This is a genomic window from Streptomyces sp. 2-1 (genome assembly GCF_048564895.1).
GTDB classification, from domain to species: domain Bacteria; phylum Actinomycetota; class Actinomycetes; order Streptomycetales; family Streptomycetaceae; genus Streptomyces; species Streptomyces phaeochromogenes.
Genome location: NZ_CP183383.1, coordinates 2,983,020 through 3,002,646 on the forward strand (window position 1 = coordinate 2,983,020; position 19,627 = coordinate 3,002,646).

Here is a 19,627-nt window from a genome sequence, read left to right on the forward strand (position 1 = left end):
CCGGCTCAGTCCATCGTCGCGCCGATGGTGGTGCTGCCCGTGGTCAGGAACGTGGTCACGGGCAGCGCGCCGTTCGACTGGCGGGCGTTGTACGTGGTCGTCGCGCTGGTGGACCGGAAGGCGGGGGTCGAGATACCCGAGTCCCAGTTGTTGCCGGACGAGACGACCGAGGAACCCTTGCTCACCGAGCCGCCGCTGTTGCCGACCGCCAGGTTCTTGCCGAGCCTGGCGGCGCCGGTGGCGAAGTAGTAGCCCCACTTGGCGTTGGCGTAGGCGGTGGTGCGGTTGATGACGATGGCGCCCTTGTTGCTGTTCTCGGTGAAGCCGTTGCCCGCGTTGTCCCAGGCCGCGGAGTTGTTGACGACATGGGCGACGACCTCGCCGTCGCCGCCCAGCTTGTAGCCGTTGCCGTCGCCCGCGAACGCCGAGTCCGACCAGCGGTTCTTTCCGTTGCCCATGGCCCAGGTGTGCTCGACGGTGACCGGCGACGAGAACGACCAGAAGTCCAGGCCGTCGTCCGAGTTGTTGTAGAGGCGCGCCCCGGTGACGAGGTTGCCGCTGCCCGAGCCGAACTTGATGGCGATGCCGTCCGCGTTCTCGCCGTGGGTGGCGGCGTCGTAGTGGCCGTAGCTGTCGATGTTCCGGACGGTGTTGTTGGTGGTGCTGTCCCCGGTGAGCGTGAAGCCGGAGTCACCGCCGTTGATCGTCTTGATGTTGTCCCAGACGGTCGAGGCGCAGGACTGGCAGACGACCGCGCTGTCCGGGGAGTTCTGGAAGGTGATCCCCGAGACGGTCCAGTAGTCGGCGGTGAGCTTGAAGATCCAGTCCCCGTCGGGAAGGTTCGAGCCGTCGATCTTCACGGTCTCGGAGCCGTACGGCTGGAGGTAAATGCGGCTGGACGACGTGCCGTTGGCGGTCGACTGGAGGGTCGCCGTCGGGTAATAGGTGCCGGCGCGCACCTGGATGATGGTGCCCGCGGTGGCGTTCTTGATGGCGTTGGACAGGTCGGTGGAGTTGCTGACGACCACGGTGGCGGCGTGGGCGTGGGTGGGGATCACGGCGAGTCCGGCACCGAGGGCGAGAACTGCACCTAAAGACAGAGCGGTTCGACGGGACATGGGTGTGGGGACCTTTCGTCGAGTTGTGTGGGGAGATTGCAGGTCACAGGACGGAGTTCAGCCATGCGGGAACCTCGTCCTGCCGGGGTCACGGGGGGGCTACTCAGGACTGGCACTCATAGGGCCTCCAGTCCCCGAGATACGTCTCCCGGGTGTGCGACTCGGCCTCCGCGTCCGTGAGCTGCGGCCGGTTCTCCGGCACCGAAATCACCGCGCCGGGACCGGAGTTGGCGTATTCACGGAAACGCATGGTCTGCCACGGATACGCCTCGCGCATGTTGATGTAGGGCTCCACGGCGTCGATTCCGGGCCCCAGCCAGGTGTCCCGCACGACGAGCGAGGGCCAGGCGGTCGTCTCGTACGAGGGCACCCACGGCCGGGCGATCCTGTACGCGGCGTCCTCGGCACCCGAGGTGATCCGGCACCGCACGGCGAGGAAGCCGTACGGATTCGCGCGGGCCGTGGCCGGGGCGAACACCATGCCCTCGGGTCTGAAGGTGACGTCCCGGTCGAGGGTGTGGAAGTGGCACCGCTCGAAGACCGCCCGTGCCCGCCCGAAGACGAAGTCCACGTCACCCTCGACATAGCAGTCCCGGTAGTACTGCCGGTCGAAGGCGTCGAGCGCGGTGGTGTCCGCGAACAGCGTGTCCTGGTGACCGAGGAACCGCACCCGCTCGAAGCGCGACCGGTCGCCGGTGACGTACGCCGCCACGGCCTGGGTGCCCGTGATGTCGGGGTGGTCGGCGCGCAGCCAGTCGTTGGCCAGGGTGAGGTCCCGGACGGTCAGGCCGGGCGCCGCCGAGGTGAGGGTGGCGGAGCCCGCGGTGCCGTAGGTGCCTCCGCCGGGCCTGGGGGTGCCGTTGGCGTTGTCGAAGACGACCACGGCGGCCCGCGGATCACGGGACGCGCCGCGAAGCGTCAACTGCCCTTTGCCAGCAGGGATGTTGACGACCTCGCGATACGTGCCGGGGTGCACGACGATCGTCCACCCCTCCCCCTCCACGGCGTCCACCGCGTCCTGGACGGAGCCGCCGGGGCGGACGTGCAGGACGCGGCGCCGGGCCTCCGCGAAGGCGGGGGTCGTGCCGACGGCCACCAGGCCACCGGCGATCCCGGTGAGCAGTGTGCGCCGGCGCATGTCAGCACCCCTTCCACGGGGTCCAGTCGCCGAGGTAGGCCTCCCGGGTGTGCGACCGGGCCTCGGAGGAGGTGAGCTGGGGCCGGTTCTCCGGTACGGAGACCACGGCGCCCGGCCCCGTGTTCCGGTACTCGGCGAACCGCTGGTCCTGCCACGGGAAGCCCGACGACATGTTGGTGTAGGGCTCGACCGCGTCGATCCCGGCGCTCATACGGGTCCCGCGCACGGTCAGCATGGGCCGGGCGGTGGTGTCCGAACTGGGCACCCACGGGCGGGCCAGCTTGTAGTAGGCGTCCGGCGCCTCGCTGGAGATCCGGCCACCGGTCACCAGGTAGCCGCGCGGGTTGGCGCCAGCGGTGGAGGGCGCGAACACGAACCCGTACGGTGCCCCGGTCAGGTCATCCCTGATCAGCGTCCGCAAGTGGCAGTTCTCGTAGACGGCCGTGGCCCGCCCGAACACGAAGTCCACGTCACCCTCGACGTAACAGTCCCGGTAGTACTGCCGGGCGAAGGTGCCGAGGGCCATCGAGTCGGCGTACAGGGTGTCCTGATGCCCGAGGAACCGGCACCCCACGAACGCGGACCGGTCGCCCTGCACCTTGATGGCGACGGCCTGGGTGCCGCTGATCCCGGGGTGCTCGGCGCGCAGCCAGTCGTTGGCGAAGGTGAGGTCCCGCGCGGTGAACCCGTCTGCCTGCACGAGGGTGGTCGCCGACCCGGTCGTACCGTACGTGCCGCCGCCGGGCTTCGGAGTACCGGCCGCGTTGTCGTACACGACCACGACGTCCCGCGCCTCGCCGGAGGCCCCGACCCAGGTCATCTCCGTACGGGCGACGCTCACGGAGACCGTCTCCCGGTACGTGCCCGGGGCGATGACGAGGGTGTACCCGCTGCCGCTCGCGGCGTTCACGGCCGCCTGGACGGTGGTGTGGTCGCCGAGGCCACCGGGGTGGACGTACAGGGTGCGCTCGTCCAACCGCGCCGACGGCGAACCGTACCGCCCGAAGGGGCCCCGCCCACGCACGTGGGCCTGTGCCTGTGCCTGAGAGGAGACCCCCAGTGCGAGCGCGGCTCCCACGCTCGCGACGACGAAGGACCGTCTACTGACCGGTGCCGGAAGGGTCATGGTCAGCAGACCTTTCCGGCACCCGCACCGGCACGGCCGCCGACGATGCCGGGCACGGCCCGCGGCGAGTCGACCTTCGTACGGAGGGTCGGGGTCCACCCGGCCCCCGACTGGAGGGTCTCCCCCGGGATCTCGGCGTTGTGGACGGCGATGAGATCGGTCAGCTTCCCGTTGACGTAGTTGTTCTCGGCGGTGAGCGGCGCCTCGTTCCACTTCTTCAGGGTCTTGGCGGCGCTGACACCGGCGGGCAGCGAGAACGCGTTGTCCGAGGCGTACAGCTGCGAGGAGGCGCCGATGCCGAAGGTGTATCCGTACGACTGCCCCTTCGCCACGACGAAGTGGTTGTTGTACGCGTCGACCTGCCCGAACCGGACACGCGGCGCACGCTCCACGATGCCCTCGAAGCGGTTGTGGTGGAGCGTGACCTTGAGCTTGCCGGTGTCGGTCGATCCGGCGCTGTCGCTGTTGCCGATCAGCATGGTCTTGTCGTGGTCCTCGACCGAATTCCAGGACACCGTGACGTAGTTGGCGCCGCGCACGACGTCGAGCAGACCGTCGTGCTGCTGGTAGGTCTGGCCGTAGTACGTCGGCAGGGTGCTGTCCGGGTAGCGGCCATCGGTCAGGGTGTTGTGGTCGACCCACACATGGGTGGAGCCGTAGACGACGACCGCGTCGTACTCGGAGTTCCAGGCCCCGGTGTCGGTGTCGGTCGGGTCCCACTGCGGGAAGCAGTCCAGCGGGGCCTCGATGGTGAGGTTGCGCAGGATGACGTTGTCGACGCCCTTGATCTGCAGGCTGCCGCCTCTGATCCCGGCGTTCTTCCCGACGCCGACGATGGTGGTGTTGGCGGGTACGTTCGCCTTGATCGCCTTGTCCTGGTTGGCGGCGGAGGCGGCCCGCAGGCCCTCGGGGCTGTCGGCGGGCTCCCCGGACAGGTCCTTGTCGAGCCCCCAGTTCTCCGGCGAGTACTTCTCCAGATACGCGTCGAAGTCGTACCCCGGCGCCGCGAAGGAAGCACACCCCTCGGCCACCGGATCGATGACCCCCTTGACCTTGATGATCTTCGGCGCGTCACCGCCGGCCTTCAACGCGGCCTTGAACTCCGCCCAGTTGGTGACGGTGTAGACGTGCTCGGCGGTGGCGGCGGCACCGCCCGTGGTGCTGGTCCCCTCGGATCCCCAGCCATCACCGACGGCGAGGGTCTCACGCCCGAGGTCACGCCCCTGGGCGGCCTGAGGGGCTTCGGCGGCCTGGGCATGGGCGACGGTCCCGGTGACACCGAGGACGAGGGCGGTGCATCCAACGAAGGATGTCATGACATGGGCATGCCACATACGAGAACGCATGAGTGCGGGTTCCTTCCAAGCGAGGAGCAGGGCAACTTACTCAGGGGCGCGGGGAACTGCGCGACCAGCCACAACCGACGGACGGCTATAAACGAACCTTCAGCCGCAGTACTACGACTCGGGCCAACTGATCCAAGACTCAGGAATGACCTCGTCGAGCCGCCGAACATCCCGACGCACCAAAACCCGCCGACGCAGCAACTCCGCACCCACCATCCGAGCCACAGCAATGGCCCCCGGCGGATTGAAATGCGTGTTGTCCTGCTCGGTGGCAGTCCAGTTGAAGTACTTCTTGGTCTCCTCGACACCGAGCCGCTGCCAGAGGGCAATCGACAGCGCCTGAATATCGAGCAAGGCCACCCCCTCCTCCGCGGAGAGGGCCCGAACCGCAGCGGGATATTCACCATGGGTCCCCACGGCATTCCCGTCGGCATCGAACTTCCGCCGCTCCACGGACGTGGCCAGCACGGGCCGCGCCCCCCGAGCCCTCGCCCCGTCGACGTACTGACGGAGATAGTCCTGATACGTAGTCCACGGCTCGGTGTACCGCGTGGGATCGGCGACCTTGGAGTCGTTGTGCCCGAACTGGATGAGCAGGAGATCACCGGGCCGGATCGCGGCGAGAATGACGTCGAGACGCCCTTCGTCGATGAAACTCTTCGAACTGCGCCCGTTCACCGCATGGTTGGCGACAGCCAACCGCTCCCGCAGAAAGAACGGAAGGGCCATGCCCCAGCCGGTCTCGGGCGCGGCATCGGCGTATTTCTGGGCGGCGGTGGAATCACCGGCGATATACAGCGTGCGCTCTCGGGGCCGCCCCTGCGGGGAGGCGGCGGCAGCGGGCCCCGTCGCCGCGACGGCGAGGGGAACAGCGGCAAGTGCCGCGGTGGTGACCTGTCTCCGGGTGAGTGACACGACGATGTGCCTTTCGGACATGGAAAAGCTGCGGTTGGTGCAGGAGGTGGCTCCCAAGTCGCGCCCCTTCAGGGGCGCGGGGAACTGCGCAGTCTTTTAGGGGCGTGGGGAACTGCGCGACCAGCACAACGGCCCCGCAGCTCCCCACGATCGACCCCTGCGAAGGAACAGCGAAGGGGCTATCCCTTCTGCTCGTTCCACTCCGTCTGAGCCGCATTGAGCTGATCGGCCAAGGTGTCCAGGAAGTCCTTGGCACTCATGGACCCGTTCATGACCTTCTGGAACGCCGGCTCGTTGTCCGTCTTGGAAATGGTGTTCCAGTCGGGCAGGTAGTAAGGCAGCTGAACGATGGTCGTAGACCCATCACTCAACGCCTCGGCGGCAAGCTTCGTGGGCTCGGCCTTCGAGACCCACGCGTCCTTCGCGGCGTCGTTGTTCGACGGCACCTGCCCCGCGGCCTCGTTGAACTTGGAGTTCTCCGCCTTAGAGGTCGCGAAGTCGATGAACTTCCAGGCGGCGTCCTTGTTCTTGGAGCTCTTGAACAGGCCAAGACCGTCCACGGGGTTGGAGACCTGGACCCGCTTGCCACCGGGTCCGACCGGCTGCGGAATACCGCGGAACTTGTCGACGCCGAGCGCCTTCACATGGTCCTGGTAGGAGCCCAGGTTGTGGTTGAGCATTCCGATCGTGCCGGAGTCCCACTGGGCGACCATCTTGGTGAAGTCGTTGTTGAGGTCGGCTGCCGGGGTGACCTTCTTGAAGAGGCCCACGTACTTCTCCAGGGCCGCCACGTTCTTCGGGTCGTTGACCGTGGTCTTCTCGTTGCCGCTGTCCCAGAAGGACGTGATGCCGGACTGCCCGTACATCGCGTCGAGGGCCTGGGCTATGGAGCCGGCGCCACCGCGGATGGTGTAGCCGAACTCGTTCTTGCCCTTGTCGGTGAGCTTGTCGGCGGCCTCGTAGAAGTTGTCCCAGGTGGTCGGCTCGTCCAGGCCCGCCTGCTTGAACAGGTCGGTCCGGTAGTAGAGGACGCCGTTGTTGGCGGAGGTCGGGATCGAGTACAGCGTGTCGTCCCGGCCGCCGGCGGCCTTCAGCGACTTGACCATGTCCTCGTTGAGCTTGCCGTTGAGGGAGGACTTGCCGAGTCGGCTGTCCAGCGGCTCCAGCGCGTTCTGGGCGGCGAACCCGGCGAGCATCGCCGCGCCGACACCGCCGACGTCCGGCAGCCCGCCGCCCTGGAGGGCGGTGTCGACCTTGGACTGGTACTCGGTGGCGGCGATCCCGACGTACTCGACCTCGATGTCCGGGTTCTCCTTCTCGAAGTCGGCGATGATCTCCTTCCAGATGTCGGTGCGGACACCGCCGTTGTTGTCCCAGAAGACGACCTTGCCCTTGCCGCTGCCGTCGGCGCCCTTGTCGCCCGCGGACCCGCTGCCGTCGTCGCCGCAGGCCGTTGCGGTCAGCGCGAGTACGGCACTCACGGCGACGGCGGCGGCGGAGCGGCGCGCTCCTCTACTGCTCCTGCGCATACTGGTCTTCATGATCGGCTCTCTTCTTCTGGATCCAACGAGGGTTGTGTCGCTGTGACGTTGTGAAGCTGTGGGGGTCAATGGCGGGCGTGGGGCGCCCGGTTGCCGGTCCCGGCGGGACGGTCTGCAACGGTGTGCGTGCCGAGCCCCCTCTGCGGACCGGAGAACTTGGACACGAGCGCGGGGACGGCCGCCGCCGGGTCGAGCCGGTAGTCGTAGAAGTCCCGCGGGTCGAAGGCCGCGCCCCACGTCTCCTGGCGCCCGCTCGTGTTCTTCAGGATCGACCCGCGCTGCACCAACTCGGCGGTGGCGTCGGCCTGGTAGGGGTGCTGGACGTCCTGGTAGTAGCTGTTCTCGATGACCATCCTGGTCTTGCCGCGCGACCAGTTGCCGTACGTCCATACGGGGTCGCCGGGGTCCGCCTGGGCGGTCATGTAGTTGTTGTAGAGGTGTGCGTAGGCGCAGTTGTCGGCCGACGGGTTGCGCTGCTTCGTGCCGCGGAACCAGTTGTGGTCGATGGTGATCTGCGTCTTCACGTTCGGCGTCCAGCCGATGCCGAAGGTCTTGTTGTTGTTCTCGAAGCGGTTGTAGGAGACGGTGACGTACTCGCTGTCCTTGCGGATGTCGAGCTGCCCGTCGCAGATCCGTGAGAAGCGGTTGTGGTCGATCCAGACGTGGTGGACGGTGTCCATCTGGATGCCGTCGAAGTCGGTGTCCTTGCAGTCCCAGTTGCCCTCGACGTACGAGTCTCGGATCGTCAGGTTGCGGATGATCACGTTGTGGGTGCCGGGCGTGAGGTGCAGCTCGCCCTGGACGAGTTCCCCGGCCGTGCCGACGCCGATGATGGTCTTGTCCGAGGCCACGACGACGTTCGCGCCGAACGGCTCGGCCTTGATCGTCCCGGCGACCCGGATGACGTACGGCTCCTCGGCGGCCGCGTAGCGCTCCAGGTCGGCCTGGGTGGTCACGGTGACGACTTCGCCGCCGGCGCCTCCCGTCGTACCGCCCTCCAGCGACGCGAAACCGTGGGCCTCGGCGGTCCGGCCGGCACTCTCGGACACCGCCTCGGCCGGGGCGACGACCCCGAGCCCCAGTGAGGCCACCAGGGCGGTGACCGTGACCAGGGTCCGGCCGAGGCCAGGGCCGGGCCCGGCACCGAGCCCCAGCCCGGAACCCGGTCCGGGCAAGCGCTTGCTGCTACGGAAGTGCGTCATTGCGGCTCCCAACAGGCTTACTACGGTGATGACTTGAAGCGGTCAGGCAGGTGGTGCGGTGATGACTTGAAGCGATCAGGCAGGTGGCGCGGTGATGCGGAACCGCGTGAACGTGGCCGCTCCGGCGTGTCCTCCGCCGTTCGGCGCGAGTGCGACGAGGCCGAGCAGGGCGCCGACCCAGCGCCAGGGGGTGGCGGCGAAGACCTGACCGGAGGGCTCCCAGCCGGCCCCGAGGTCATGGGAGAAGCGGCAGCGCGCCCCGGCGCCGCTCTCGATCCGCAGCCGTACCCGCCCCTCGGGCGCGAGTCGCGGATGGGCCGCATCCCTCTCCCGCTCGGCGACCGACTCGGCGAACCGGTGCACGAGGTGGACCGTCCCGTCGGCCCCCCGTTCGAGCCCGATCCAGCTGAACGCGTCGCCCAGGACGGCGAGTCCGGCCCGCGCGCCCGGCTCCTCGGCGTCGAGCCTCAGCTCGACCTCGACGGTGCACGGAGTCCCGGGCAGCCGCTGGGTGAGCACGTTCGGTAACTTGCGCAGATCCTGCGCGTCGACCGTCCGTACGCAGGCCAGCCGCAGCCCGTCGCCCGAGTGCTGGGTCGCCCAGCCGTCCTGCGGGTTGGCGGTCCACTGCCACTGCCGTCCGAACCGCCCGCCGGGGAAGTCGTCGTCGGTGGCGGGCGCCGACAAGGGCTGCCGCGGCAGGTCGGGCTTGCGGTGTACGGCGACGGGGGCGCCCTCGTCCCCGAGGACCGGCCAGCCGTCCGTGCCCCAGCGCATCGGCTGGAGGTGGACGACCCTCCCGTACGCGCCCTTCTCCTGGAAGTGCGCGAACCAGTGCTCGCCGGACGGGGTGGTCACCCAGCCGCCCTGGTGGGGGCCGTTGACGTCGGTGTCGCCCTGCTCCAGGACGACCCTCTCCTCGTACGGTCCGAAGAAGTCGCGGGAGCGCAGCGCGCCCTGCCAGCCGGTCTCGACGCCGCCGGCCGGGGCGAAGATCCAGAACCAGCCGTCGTGCCGGTACAGCTTCGGCCCTTCGAGGGTGAACCAGCCGGGTATGCGGTCGCCGTCGACGATCACCTTGCCGTCGTCGAGCAGCCCGGTCGCGTCGGGCCGCATCCGATGGCCGGTGATCCGGTTCTTGATGCCGGAGCGGGACTTGGCCCAGGCGTGCACGAGGTACGCCTCGCCGGTCTCCTCGTCCCACAGCGGGCAGGCGTCGATGAGTCCCTTGCCCGCCTTGACCAGGTGGGGGCGGGTCCAAGGCCCCCGTATCTCGGGGGCGTTGACCTGGAAGATGCCGTGGTCGGGGTCGCCCCAGAAGATCCAGAAGCGGTCCTCGTGGTGGCGCAACGACGGAGCCCAGACACCGCGGTCGTGCCGTGGCTTCCTGAACTCCCGTGCGGGTTCCAGGAGTTGTAAAGCGTGGCCGACGAGTGTCCAGTTGACGAGGTCGCGGGAGTGCAGCAGCGGCAGGCCCGGGACGCGGCCGAAGCTGGAGGCCGTCAGGTAGTAGTCGTCGCCGACGCGGATGAGGTCGGGGTCGGACCAGTCGGCGTTCAGGACCGGGTTGCGGTACGTGCCGTCGCCGAGGTCGGCGGTGAAGGCGGGTGTGCTCTGGCCGCTCATGGGCTCACCGCCTTGCGGACCAGGGCCGCGGCCTCGCCCCGGTCGAGGCGGCCGTCGGCGACGACGGTGACGACCCGGCGTACGACGGTCTCCCCGGCCGGGATGGGCAGCCGTTCCTCGTGGGCGAGGGACGAGCCGACGCCCGGGTACTCGGCGGTGCGCACGAACCACGGGTCGCGGCGGGTCTGCTCGGTGGCCCCGGCGAACACCAGCGTCCAGTTGGTGCCCACGAGCGCCAGCCAGTCGGCGCGTGCGCCGTGCACGGTCTCCTCGCCCTCGGTGCCGGCCGTGAACACCGCGGGCGCGTCGGCCTCCTTGCGGGCCCGCCAGAAGAAGCCGCCGTAGGCCGCTCCGGGTCTGCCGTTGGTCGCCGGGCTGCCGATCGACAGGGGTTCGGCGGTCGTGTTGGTGAGCGAGAACGTGAAGTCCAACGCCCAGGCGGTGTCGGTGAGTTCGGTCGCCGCGGCCGTACGCCGCTCGCGCAGCAACTCACCGCCCGCCGCGATCCAGCGCAGCTCCTCCACGAAGCCGTCCGGGTCGCGCAGCTGGAACGTGGAGTGCCGCTGGGCCCCGTGGTTGTCCAGCTCGGTCGGCCCCTGGTCGCGTACGTACGTGCGACCGCCCCAGAAGTTGAACCCCTCGACGTCGGGAACGGCGACACCGACGCCGAGGTGGTGGATGTGGTCGGCGGGGCTGAGCTCGGTGACAGCCGTGCCGGCCAGGGTGGTGACGGGGTGGAAGTACGGACGCGGCGACAGCTTCGGCGGCAGCTCGGGCCGGGTGACGTAACGGCCGACCGGGCGGCCCGCGACGCGCAGGACCAGCGACTCGTTGTTCATCAGGTGCTCACCTCTTTCGGGAGCGCCCAGGAGGCGCCCAGCTCGGAGTAGAGGGCGAGGGTGTCGGCGGCGGCCGTGACGAGTCCGTCGACTCCGTGCACGATCCGGCGGTTCTCGTCAGCCTTCAGGTACCAGGCGTCGGCGGGCAGCGCGACGGGGTCCGGCGCCTGTCGAATCGCTTCAACGACCTTCATGAAGGCGCCCGTCGAGTCCGGCGCGACCAGCAGGTCGGCCCGGCCTTCGAGGTGCTCGACGAGGTTCTCCAGCAGGTCGGTCCTGTCGTACGTGATCTCCTGCGGACCGTGCCCCGACCGCTGGACGAGGACGCGGTCCTGCTTGTACCAGAAGGTGATCCGGCCGCTGGTGCCGTGCACGAGGACGTACGGCTCGTCGGGGTGCTCGGCGCACAGGGTCGCGGCGACGGTGATCCGGTGGCCGGCCGCGGTGGTGACGCGGACGCAGGAGGTGTCGTCGGACTCGATGTCGTTGGCGCGCAGCAGCTCGGTCTCGATACGGGTGACGTCCTCGGCGCGGGTGGCGCCGTCGAGCGCGAGGGCGGTGGCGACGGCGTGCGCGAGGGGGTTGGTCAGCACCCCGTCGACAACGTCGGCCCCGTTCATCCGGCGCCGCCCGGCCCAGGGTGCGCGGTGGTAGTACTCCTCGGCGCGCGCCCAGGCTCCGGCCCCGCCGATGCCGTCCACCCGGCCGATCGTGCCCTGCGCGATCAGCTCCCGGATCGCGGGCACGGCGTGCGAGCCCATCGACTGGAAGCCGATCTGGCAGACCACCCCGGCCGCGGCCACCCCGTCGGCCATCCGCCGGAATTCGGCGTACGAGGGCGCGGGCGGCTTCTCCAGCAGGACGTGTACGCCCCTGGCCGCGGCCGTCAGCGCGAGGTCGGTGTGGGTGGGGATCGGCGTGCAGATCACGGCGATCGCGGCGCCGGTGGAGTCGAGCAGGGCGCCGAAGTCGGCCGACTGCTCAGGGAGTTCGCCGGGCGCGGTGAAGCCGTCCAGCTCCGCCTCGGTGAGCGGGGTCAGCTCGCAGATCCCGGCGAGGCGGACCAGGCCCTTGTCCTGGAGGCGGCGGATGTTCGCGAGGTGCCAGTGGCCGTGACCGCGGGCGCCCGCGAGGACGACGGGGAGGGGGGACTCGTGCGAGGGCAGGGACCCTGAGGAAGAGATCATGGGTCCTATCGAAGCGGTTCCGGGACCGGTGGCGGTGCTCATCGACCCGGTGGCGGCGCTCATCGCGCCTGTGGCGGTGCTCGTCGGGCCTGTGACGGTGCCCGTCGGGCCTGTGGCGGCGTTCATCGGATCCGCCCCGCTCCCGCGTCGCGCTCGGCTCATCACCCCTTCACCGCCCCGGCGCTGAAGCCCGTGATCAGCCACTTCTGGATGAAGGCGAAGACGATCACGACGGGCACGGCCGCGATGATGCCGCCGGCGGCGAGCGCGCCCAGGTCGACGCTGTCGGCGCTCATCAGGCTGTTGAGGCCGACGGGGATCGTCTGCTTGTCCTGGTTGCTGAGGAACATCAGGGCGAACAGGAAGTGGTTCCAGGAGTGCACGAAGGCGAAGGAGCCGACCGCGATCAGCCCGGGCCGCAACAGCGGCAGGACGACGACCCGGAAGCCCGTGAAGCGGTTGCAGCCGTCGACCCAGGCGGCCTCTTCGAGCGAGTACGGCACGTTCCGGATGAAGCCGCTGATCAGGATCATCGACAGCGGCAGCTGGAAGACGGTCTCGGCGATGATGACGCTGCCCAGCGAGTTGATCATCTGGAGCTCGGCGAAGATCTGGAACAGCGGGACCAGGAGCAGCGCGCCCGGCACGAACTGGGAGCAGAGCAGCGCCAGCATGAAGGCACGCTTGATCTTGAAGTCGAAGCGGGCGAGGGCGTAGCCGCCGGCCAGTGCGACGAGCGTGGTCATGAAGAGCGTGGCGACGCCGACGTAGACGCTGTTCTCGAAGTACGTGCCGAAGCTGCGCTCGTTCCACACCTTCTCGAAGTGCTCGAAGGTCATGGGCCAGGGCACGAGCGAGGTCGAGCCGGGCTTGCGGAGGGCGAAGAGCAGGATCCAGTAGAAGGGGATGAGCGTGAAGAGCAGGTAGATGCCGAGCGGGACGTAGATCTGCCAGCGCGGGGCCTCGTCCCAGGCGCGCCTGCGCTTCCCCGGGCGCTGCGGCGGCTCGTCGGCCACCGGTGCGGGCACGGCCGGAACGACGGTGTCGATGTCCTTGGTGATCACTTGTCCCCGCCTCCGAACTTGCTCAGCCGCAGATAGACCATCGAGAAGAAGAGAAGGATCACGAACGCGACCGTGGTCAGGGCCGAGGCGTAGCCGAAGTTGTGTGCGTCGACGCTGGTGTTGGCGATGTAGAGCGGGAGTGTCGTCGTCTCGCCCGCGGGTCCGCCGCCGGTGAGTGTGTAGAGCAGGTCGACGTTGTTGAACTCCCAGACCGCGCGCAGCAGCGTGGAGAGGATGATGGCGTCCTTGAGGTGCGGCAGCGTGATGTGCACGAACTGCCTGAAGCGGCTGGCGCCGTCGACCTCGGCGGCCTCGTACAGGTCCTTCGAGACGGACTGGAGGTCGGCGAGGATGAGGATCGCGAAGAACGGAACGCCTCGCCAGAGGTCGGCGACCACCGCCGCCGGGAAGACCGTCGAGGTGTCGGAGAGCCAGCTCGTGCCGTAGTCCCCGATGCCCATGTCGGCGAGGTAACGGGTGATGCCCGTCTGGGAGTTGTAGAGGAGCACCCAGATCGCGGAGGTGAGCACCCCGGAGACGGCCCAGGGCGAGAAGACCAGGGCGCGGCCCAGCGAGCGGCCCACGAAGGTCTGGTTGACGATCAGCGCGAGCGCCAGACCGAACAGCAGCTGCAATCCGACCTCGACGACGACCCACTTGGCGCTGAAGACCAGCGTGTCCCAGAACTGCGGGTCCTCGGTGAAGGCGTGCACGAAGTTGTCGAAGCCCGCGAAGCCGTTCCGCCACGGCTTGGTGGGGTTGTAGTTCTGCAGGCTGTAGTAGAAGACGCTGAGCACCGGGTATGCGATGAAGCCCAGCATCAGCAGGCCCGCCGGGGCGATCAGCAGATACGGGAGCCTGCGGGGCGTCGCCGAGCCACGGCGCCGCCGGGGTGGCGCGGGCTTCTTCGCCACGGCTGCGGCTTGGGCCATGACTGTTCTCCGTTCTCGGGGGTGTGCGGGTGGTGCTGTGCGGGTGGCGCTGAGCGCTCGTTCCGTTCGTTTCTTCGCTTCTGTGGAAGCGCTTGCTATCAAGGCAGTGCTGGGTGAAGCGCTTCGCATGCGTCGTTCGAGATCTCGGACAGAAGAGAGCGCCCGATGGGCCGGTCCCTCAGCCCGCGTACGGGTCCTGCACCTTGCCCGGCCGCGCGAGGAACGCGAAGTCGCAGCCGGTGTCCGCCTGGGTGATCTGTTCGTTGTAGAGCGCGCCGTAGCCGCGCTCGTAGCGCTCGGGCGGCGCGGTCCACTCCGCCCGGCGCCGCGCCAACTCCTCGTCGTCCACATTGAGTTGGAGCGCGCGCGACTCGACGTCGAGCGTGATGGTGTCGCCGGTGCGGACCAGGGCGAGCGGCCCGCCGATGTACGACTCGGGCGCCACGTGCAGCACACACGCGCCGTAACTCGTGCCGCTCATCCGGGCGTCGGAGATCCGCAGCATGTCTCGTACGCCCTGCTTCAGCAGGTGGTCGGGGATGGGCAGCATCCCGTACTCGGGCATGCCCGGGCCGCCCTTGGGTCCGGAGTTGCGCAGCACCAGCACGGTGTCGGCCGTGATGCCCAACTCCGGGTCGTTGATGGTGCGTTGCATGGTCCGGTAGTCGTCGAAGACGACCGCGGGACCGGTGTGCTTGAGCAGGTGCGGCTCGGCGGCGATGTGCTTGATGACCGCGCCGTCGGGGCAGAGGTTGCCGCGCAGGACGGCGACTCCTCCCTCGGCGGCGACCGGGTTCTGGCGGGTGCGGATGACGTCGTCGTTGTGCACCTGCGCGGACGCGAGCTGTTCGCGCATGGTGTCGTACGAGACGGTCGGCCGGTCGAGGTGCAGCAGGTCGGTGATCCGCGACAGGAACCCGGGCAGTCCGCCGGCGAAGTGGAAGTCCTCCATGAGGTACGTCCGGCCGCCGGGCCGTACGTTCGCCAGGACCGGCACCGTACGGGCGATCCGGTCGAAGTCGTCGAGGGTGAGCCGGACCCCGGCGCGTCCGGCCATGGCGATGAGGTGGATCACGGCGTTGGTGGAGCCGCCGAGTCCGAGGACCGTCGTCACCGCGTCCTCGAAGGCGTCCGCCGTGAGGATGTGGGACAACTTCCGGTCCTGGCGGACGAGTTCGACGATCCTCAGGCCCGAGGCGGCGGCCATCCGGTCGTGTCCCGAGTCGACGGCGGGGATGCTGGAGGCGCCCGGGACCGTGACCCCGAGGGCCTCGGCGGCGGCGGTCAGCGTGGACGCCGTACCCATGGTCATGCAGTGCCCGGGCGAGCGTGCGAGGCCGCTCTCCAGCTCGGTCATCTCGCAGTCACCGATGAGCCCGGCGCGCTTGTCGTCCCAGTACTTCCACATGTCGGTGCCGGAGCCGAGGACCTCGTTGCGCCAGTGGCCCGGCAGCATCGGTCCGGCGGGCACGAAGATCGCCGGCAGGTCGACGGACGCGGCGCCCATGAGCAGCGCGGGCGTGGACTTGTCGCAGCCGCCCATGAGGACGGCCCCGTCCACCGGGTACGACCGCAGCAGCTCCTCGGTCTCCATCGCGAGCATGTTGCGGTAGAGCATCGGGGTGGGCTTCTGGAAGGTCTCGCTCAGCGTCGACACCGGGAATTCGAGCGGGAAGCCGCCGGCCTGCCACACGCCCCGCTTGACCGCCTGGGCACGGTCGCGGAGGTGGACGTGGCAGGGGTTGATGTCGGACCAGGTGTTGAGGATCGCGATGACCGGCTTGCCGAGGTGTTCCTCGGGGAGGTAGCCGAGCTGGCGGGTGCGGGCGCGGTGACTGAAGGAGCGCAGGCCCTCGGTGCCGTACCACTGGTGGCTGCGCAACTGCCTTGGCGTGTCCGGGACTTGGCCCTCATCCGGGGTGCCGTCGGCGCCCGGCGCCATTGGGTTGGCGTCGGTCATATCGACCACCCCGCGGCGATGGCGGCGACCTCGGCCCGTTCGGACTCGGGGAGCTGCCTGCTCGGCGGGCGGACCTCGCGACGGCACAGGCCGAGCGAGGCCAGGGCCTCCTTCACGACCGTCACGTTGTTGGCGGAGTTGTTGGCCGCGCGCAACTCCTCGAAGCGGCGGATCTGCTCCCACACCTTCATGGCACCCGCGTAGTCGCCGGATCGAAGCGCTTCGATCATGTTCAGCGAAACCGCAGGGGCGACGTTCACGAGGCCCGAGGTGAAGCCCGTCGCGCCCGCCGAGAAGTACGAGGGCGCGTACGGTTCGGCGAGTCCGGCCACCCAGACGAAGCGCTCCAGCCCGGCGTCCCGCGCGAACGCGGCGAAACGGGCCGCGTCCGGCACGGCGTACTTCACGCCGATGACGTTCGGGCAGGCGTCGGCCAGTTCGGCGAGCCGGGCGCCGGCGAGCACCGGGTTGCGGATGTACGGGACGACGCCCAGCTCGGGGACCGCCTCCGCGATGGCCCGGTGGTAGTCGACCCAGCCGCCCTCCGAGACGTACGGGTGGACGGGTTGATGGACCATCACCATCTGTGCGCCGAGCTCGCGGGCGTGGCGGGCGGAGGCGACGGCGGTCGGCACGTCGTGCCCGACACCGACCAGGATCGTCGCCCGGTCCCCCGCCTCCTCGATGGTCAACTCCGTCACCGTGCGCCGCTCTTCGGGGCTCAGGGCGTAGAACTCACCGGTGTTGCCGTTGGGCGTGAGGATGCGTACGCCGCCGTCGAGCACCCGGCGCAGCAGGACGCGGTGGACCTCCTGGTCGATGGAGCCGTCCTCGGCGAACGGGGTCACGGGGATCGCCACCACGTCGGCGAGAGCGGCCCGTCCGGCCTCGAACGCGGTCGTGGTCGCGGTCATTCCTGCTCACCCTTTCCCTGGGCCTCGGGGAAGGCCCGTTGCACGAACGAGGCGATGTGCGAGTGCAGGGCGCGGGCCGCGCCGTCCGAGTCGCCGTCGAGGGCGAGCCGCAGGATCTCCCGGTGCTCGGTGGCCTCGCGCTCCCAGGACGGGTTGGCGGCCCAGGCGACCGCGGAGACCAGGGCGGCCTGGTCACGGACCTCGTCGAGCATCCGGCCGAGCAGCGGGTTGCCGCAGCGGACGTAGAGGGAGCGGTGGAACTCGCGGTTGGCGAGGGAGCGTTGGGCGGTGTCGGTGGCGGCGTCGGCGCGTTCGAGCGCCTCGCGCGCCGTGTCGAGGGAGGAGCCGCGCCGTACGGAGCGCCGCAGCGCCTCCGGCTCCAGGAGCAGCCGCACGTCGTACACCTCGCGCGCCATGTCCGCGTCCACCATGCGCACCGTGACGCCCTTGTACTGGTTCATCACGACGAGCCCGGTACCGGCCAGGGTCTTGAGCGCCTCGCGCACCGGGGTCTTGGACACCCCGAACTGTGCGGCGAGCTCGGTCTCGACCAGAGCCTGTCCCGGGGTCAACTGCCCGGTGAGGATGCGGTGTTTGATCCCTTCGAGCACGAACTGCGTGCGGGAGGGGATCGGCGTGGGCACAGAGGTCATGCGCGCCTCTCGGGGTAACGGAACCCCCGACGAATCAGGGGCTCGCGTATCTGATCTCACGTATCGCGTCTCATATATGACGTACGAAGTACGACGCGATGAAAGTAGGAGCACCCCGGAGTTTCGTCAACGCTTCTGACAAAAGAAGTTCGGGCCTTCTGGCAGAAGAAGGCCCGTCCCGACGGCCGTTGGGCTCAGCGGTGGGCTCAGCCGGTGGGCGCCCACCCCGGGTCCCGGCCGCTCAGACCGATCACCCGGTCCAGCAGGGGCGCCCCCTCCGGCACGGGCACGACGGGCCCGAAGATGGTTCCGCGCGACGGGTCGTCCACCGAGGGCGCGAGCATCGCGTACGCCGCGTTCAGGGCCGCCGCGTCGGGGGCGTACGGCTGGCCGGTCGCCCGGGCCAGGTCCCAGCCGTGCACGACGAGTTCGTCGGCGGCGACGACGCCCGCGATCTCGCCGGGCAGCTCCACACCGCCCGCCCGGGTCTCGCCCGTCCACGCGGCCGGATCGCGCCAGGCCTCGGCCAACTCGCCGAGCACCTTGGGCAGTTCGGCGCGCCAGCCGGGCGTCACGTCCGGCAACTGGGAGGTGGGGTCGGTGTCCGTCGTGGCCCCGAGGTCCTTGCGCCCGGCGTCCCGGAAGGCCGTGGACAGCCCGGCCAGATGCCCGAGCAGATGGCGCACCGCGTACTCCGGACACGGCGTCACGGCGTCCAGCTGTTCCTCCCCCACCTCCTCCGCGAGGCGCGCCACGATCAGGGCCTGCGGCCCCAGGTCAAGGATGCTGGGAGTGGTACCGCCGTCGCCCATGCCGGGCTCCTCTCGTCAGTGGGTCTTCAGGGGGTAGACCGTCGGCCGTACGAAAACTCATCGCTCCCGCCCCCAAGATCGTGCTCAGGAGTCTGGTCAGGCGTTCGAGCCGTCGGGATGCTCGGTGCAACCGGGATACCCGGTGCCCGGGACCGCGAAGGGGAGCCACGCCATGAAGGCGATCGTTCAGGATGCCTACGGATCAGCGGACCTCCTGGAACTGCGCGACATCGACCGCCCCGTGCCCGGCGACGACGAGGTGCTCGTCGAGGTGCGTGCGGCCGGTGTCGGCCCCGAGGTGTGGCACCTGATGACCGGCCGGCCCTATGTGGCGCGCGTGGCCCTGGGACTCCGTAAGCCCAAGAACCCGGTACGGGGCTGGGACGGCGCCGGACGGGTCGAGTCCGTCGGCGCGAAGGTGACCGAGTTCAAGCCGGGCGACGAGGTCTTCGGCAACTGCGAGGGCTCGTTCGCCCAGTACGCGCGCGCCAAGGCCGCGAAGATCGCCCTCAAACCGGCCAACCTCACCTTCGAACAGGCCGTCGCCCTCCCCGTCTCCGGCATGACGGCCCTCCAGGCCCTCAGCGGCAAAGGCCGTCCGCAGCCGGGCCAGAAGGTCCTCGTCATCGGCGCCTCCGGCGGTGTCGGCTGCTACGCCGTCCAGCTCGCCGCGATGTACGGCGCCGAGGTCACCGGTGTCTGCGGCCCCACGGGCGCTGACTTCGTACGTTCCCAGGGCGCCTCGCACGTCATCGACTACACCCGCGAGGACATCACCGACGGCCCGCACCGCTACGACGTCATCGTCGACAACGCGGGCCTCCGCCCCCTGCCCGTCCTCCGCCGCGCCCTCGCTCCGCGCGGCACCCTCGTCATCGTCGGCGGGGAGGGCGGGACCAGCTTCTTCGGCGGTATGAGCCGCGGCCTGCGGGCCGTCACGCTCTCGCCGTTCATCGGCCAGAACCTCCGCAACCTCATCTCGGTCGCGCGCCGCGAGGACCTGCTGACCCTCAAGGACCTCGCCGAACAGGACAAGATCACCCCGCCGATCGACCGCACCTACCCTCTGGCCGAGGCGGCCGACGCCCTCCGCCATCTGGAGAAGGGCCATCCCCGGGGCAAGATCGTCCTCACTGTCTGAACCGGGCGAGGGCCCGGCGGGAGCCGTGCGAGGACCAGGCGAAGGCCCGGCGGGGCTCCGGCGGGGCTCCGGCAGGGCTTCGCCTCATCCCGACGACCCCGCTGCCGCTCCCG

The 19,627-nt window shown here is 69.5% G+C and carries 18 protein-coding genes; 2 read left to right on the plus strand and 16 right to left on the minus strand.

Annotated elements, in window-relative coordinates:
- Window positions 1-5: 5 nt before the first annotated feature.
- The 10 genes from ACN20J_RS13125 to ACN20J_RS13170 all read right to left on the minus strand — a co-directional run bounded on the left by ACN20J_RS13125 (window position 6) and on the right by ACN20J_RS13170 (window position 12,038).
- Entirely contained in the window at window positions 6-1,118 is a 1,113-nt protein-coding gene (locus ACN20J_RS13125) for a right-handed parallel beta-helix repeat-containing protein (protein ID WP_364195176.1), read from the minus strand.
- A 103-nt stretch (window positions 1,119-1,221) separates the two neighbouring features.
- Window positions 1,222-2,256: a pectinesterase family protein gene (locus ACN20J_RS13130; RefSeq protein ID WP_419665941.1), complete on the minus strand. Its 1,035-nt coding sequence runs from the start codon at window positions 2,254-2,256 to the stop codon at window positions 1,222-1,224.
- A 1-nt stretch (window position 2,257) separates the two neighbouring features.
- Window positions 2,258-3,382 (minus strand): pectinesterase family protein, encoded by a 1,125-nt coding sequence (locus ACN20J_RS13135; RefSeq protein WP_419665942.1) that lies wholly within the window; start codon window positions 3,380-3,382, stop codon window positions 2,258-2,260.
- A gap of 2 nt (window positions 3,383-3,384) precedes the next feature.
- The gene (locus ACN20J_RS13140) at window positions 3,385-4,728 is read right to left on the minus strand and encodes a pectate lyase family protein (protein ID WP_419665943.1); all 1,344 of its coding nucleotides are present in this window, start codon (window positions 4,726-4,728) and stop codon (window positions 3,385-3,387) included.
- 111 nt (window positions 4,729-4,839) lie between these two features.
- A complete protein-coding gene (locus ACN20J_RS13145) occupies window positions 4,840-5,643 on the minus strand; it encodes a rhamnogalacturonan acetylesterase (RefSeq protein WP_419668876.1) in 804 nt (267 codons plus the stop codon).
- Between the two features lie 179 nt (window positions 5,644-5,822).
- Window positions 5,823-7,184, minus strand: coding sequence for an ABC transporter substrate-binding protein (locus tag ACN20J_RS13150; RefSeq protein ID WP_419665944.1), 1,362 nt, complete (start codon window positions 7,182-7,184; stop codon window positions 5,823-5,825).
- A gap of 65 nt (window positions 7,185-7,249) precedes the next feature.
- Complete coding sequence (locus ACN20J_RS13155) at window positions 7,250-8,386, minus strand: pectate lyase family protein (RefSeq protein ID WP_419665945.1); 1,137 nt, start codon at window positions 8,384-8,386, stop codon at window positions 7,250-7,252.
- 75 nt (window positions 8,387-8,461) lie between these two features.
- On the minus strand, window positions 8,462-10,012 hold the full coding sequence (locus ACN20J_RS13160) for a glycoside hydrolase 43 family protein (protein WP_190230226.1): 1,551 nt from the start codon (window positions 10,010-10,012) through the stop codon (window positions 8,462-8,464).
- Complete coding sequence (locus ACN20J_RS13165; protein WP_419665946.1) at window positions 10,009-10,851, minus strand: PmoA family protein; 843 nt, start codon at window positions 10,849-10,851, stop codon at window positions 10,009-10,011. The genes ACN20J_RS13160 and ACN20J_RS13165 overlap by 4 nt, the downstream gene beginning before the upstream one ends.
- Window positions 10,851-12,038 (minus strand): Gfo/Idh/MocA family protein, encoded by a 1,188-nt coding sequence (locus ACN20J_RS13170; protein WP_419665947.1) that lies wholly within the window; start codon window positions 12,036-12,038, stop codon window positions 10,851-10,853. The genes ACN20J_RS13165 and ACN20J_RS13170 overlap by 1 nt, the downstream gene beginning before the upstream one ends.
- Here ACN20J_RS13170 and ACN20J_RS13175 point away from each other — a divergent pair.
- Window positions 12,037-12,225 carry a hypothetical protein gene (locus tag ACN20J_RS13175; protein ID WP_190230228.1) on the plus strand — a complete coding sequence of 63 codons (189 nt, stop codon included), beginning with the start codon at window positions 12,037-12,039 and terminating at the stop codon, window positions 12,223-12,225. The genes ACN20J_RS13170 and ACN20J_RS13175 overlap by 2 nt on opposite strands.
- Here ACN20J_RS13175 and ACN20J_RS13180 read toward each other — a convergent pair.
- The 6 genes from ACN20J_RS13180 to ACN20J_RS13205 all read right to left on the minus strand — a co-directional run bounded on the left by ACN20J_RS13180 (window position 12,200) and on the right by ACN20J_RS13205 (window position 18,373).
- Window positions 12,200-13,102 (minus strand): carbohydrate ABC transporter permease, encoded by a 903-nt coding sequence (locus ACN20J_RS13180; RefSeq protein ID WP_055616477.1) that lies wholly within the window; start codon window positions 13,100-13,102, stop codon window positions 12,200-12,202. The genes ACN20J_RS13175 and ACN20J_RS13180 overlap by 26 nt on opposite strands.
- The gene (locus ACN20J_RS13185; protein ID WP_055616478.1) at window positions 13,099-14,034 is read right to left on the minus strand and encodes a carbohydrate ABC transporter permease; all 936 of its coding nucleotides are present in this window, start codon (window positions 14,032-14,034) and stop codon (window positions 13,099-13,101) included. The genes ACN20J_RS13180 and ACN20J_RS13185 overlap by 4 nt, the downstream gene beginning before the upstream one ends.
- Before the next feature lie 178 nt (window positions 14,035-14,212).
- Window positions 14,213-15,976: an L-arabinonate dehydratase gene (gene araD / locus ACN20J_RS13190; RefSeq protein ID WP_419668877.1), complete on the minus strand. Its 1,764-nt coding sequence runs from the start codon at window positions 15,974-15,976 to the stop codon at window positions 14,213-14,215.
- Window positions 15,977-15,990: 14 nt separating this feature from the next.
- Entirely contained in the window at window positions 15,991-16,908 is a 918-nt protein-coding gene (locus ACN20J_RS13195) for a dihydrodipicolinate synthase family protein (protein ID WP_361899909.1), read from the minus strand.
- Window positions 16,905-17,561, minus strand: coding sequence for a GntR family transcriptional regulator (locus ACN20J_RS13200; protein WP_055616480.1), 657 nt, complete (start codon window positions 17,559-17,561; stop codon window positions 16,905-16,907). Before ACN20J_RS13200 ends, ACN20J_RS13195 begins: the two co-directional genes overlap by 4 nt.
- 206 nt (window positions 17,562-17,767) lie before the next feature.
- On the minus strand, window positions 17,768-18,373 hold the full coding sequence (locus tag ACN20J_RS13205) for a TIGR03086 family metal-binding protein (protein ID WP_419665948.1): 606 nt from the start codon (window positions 18,371-18,373) through the stop codon (window positions 17,768-17,770).
- 172 nt (window positions 18,374-18,545) lie between these two features.
- On the opposite strand from ACN20J_RS13205, the gene ACN20J_RS13210 reads away from it, so the two are divergent.
- A complete protein-coding gene (locus ACN20J_RS13210) occupies window positions 18,546-19,514 on the plus strand; it encodes an NAD(P)-dependent alcohol dehydrogenase (protein ID WP_189840528.1) in 969 nt (322 codons plus the stop codon).
- Window positions 19,515-19,627: the final 113 nt, after the last annotated feature.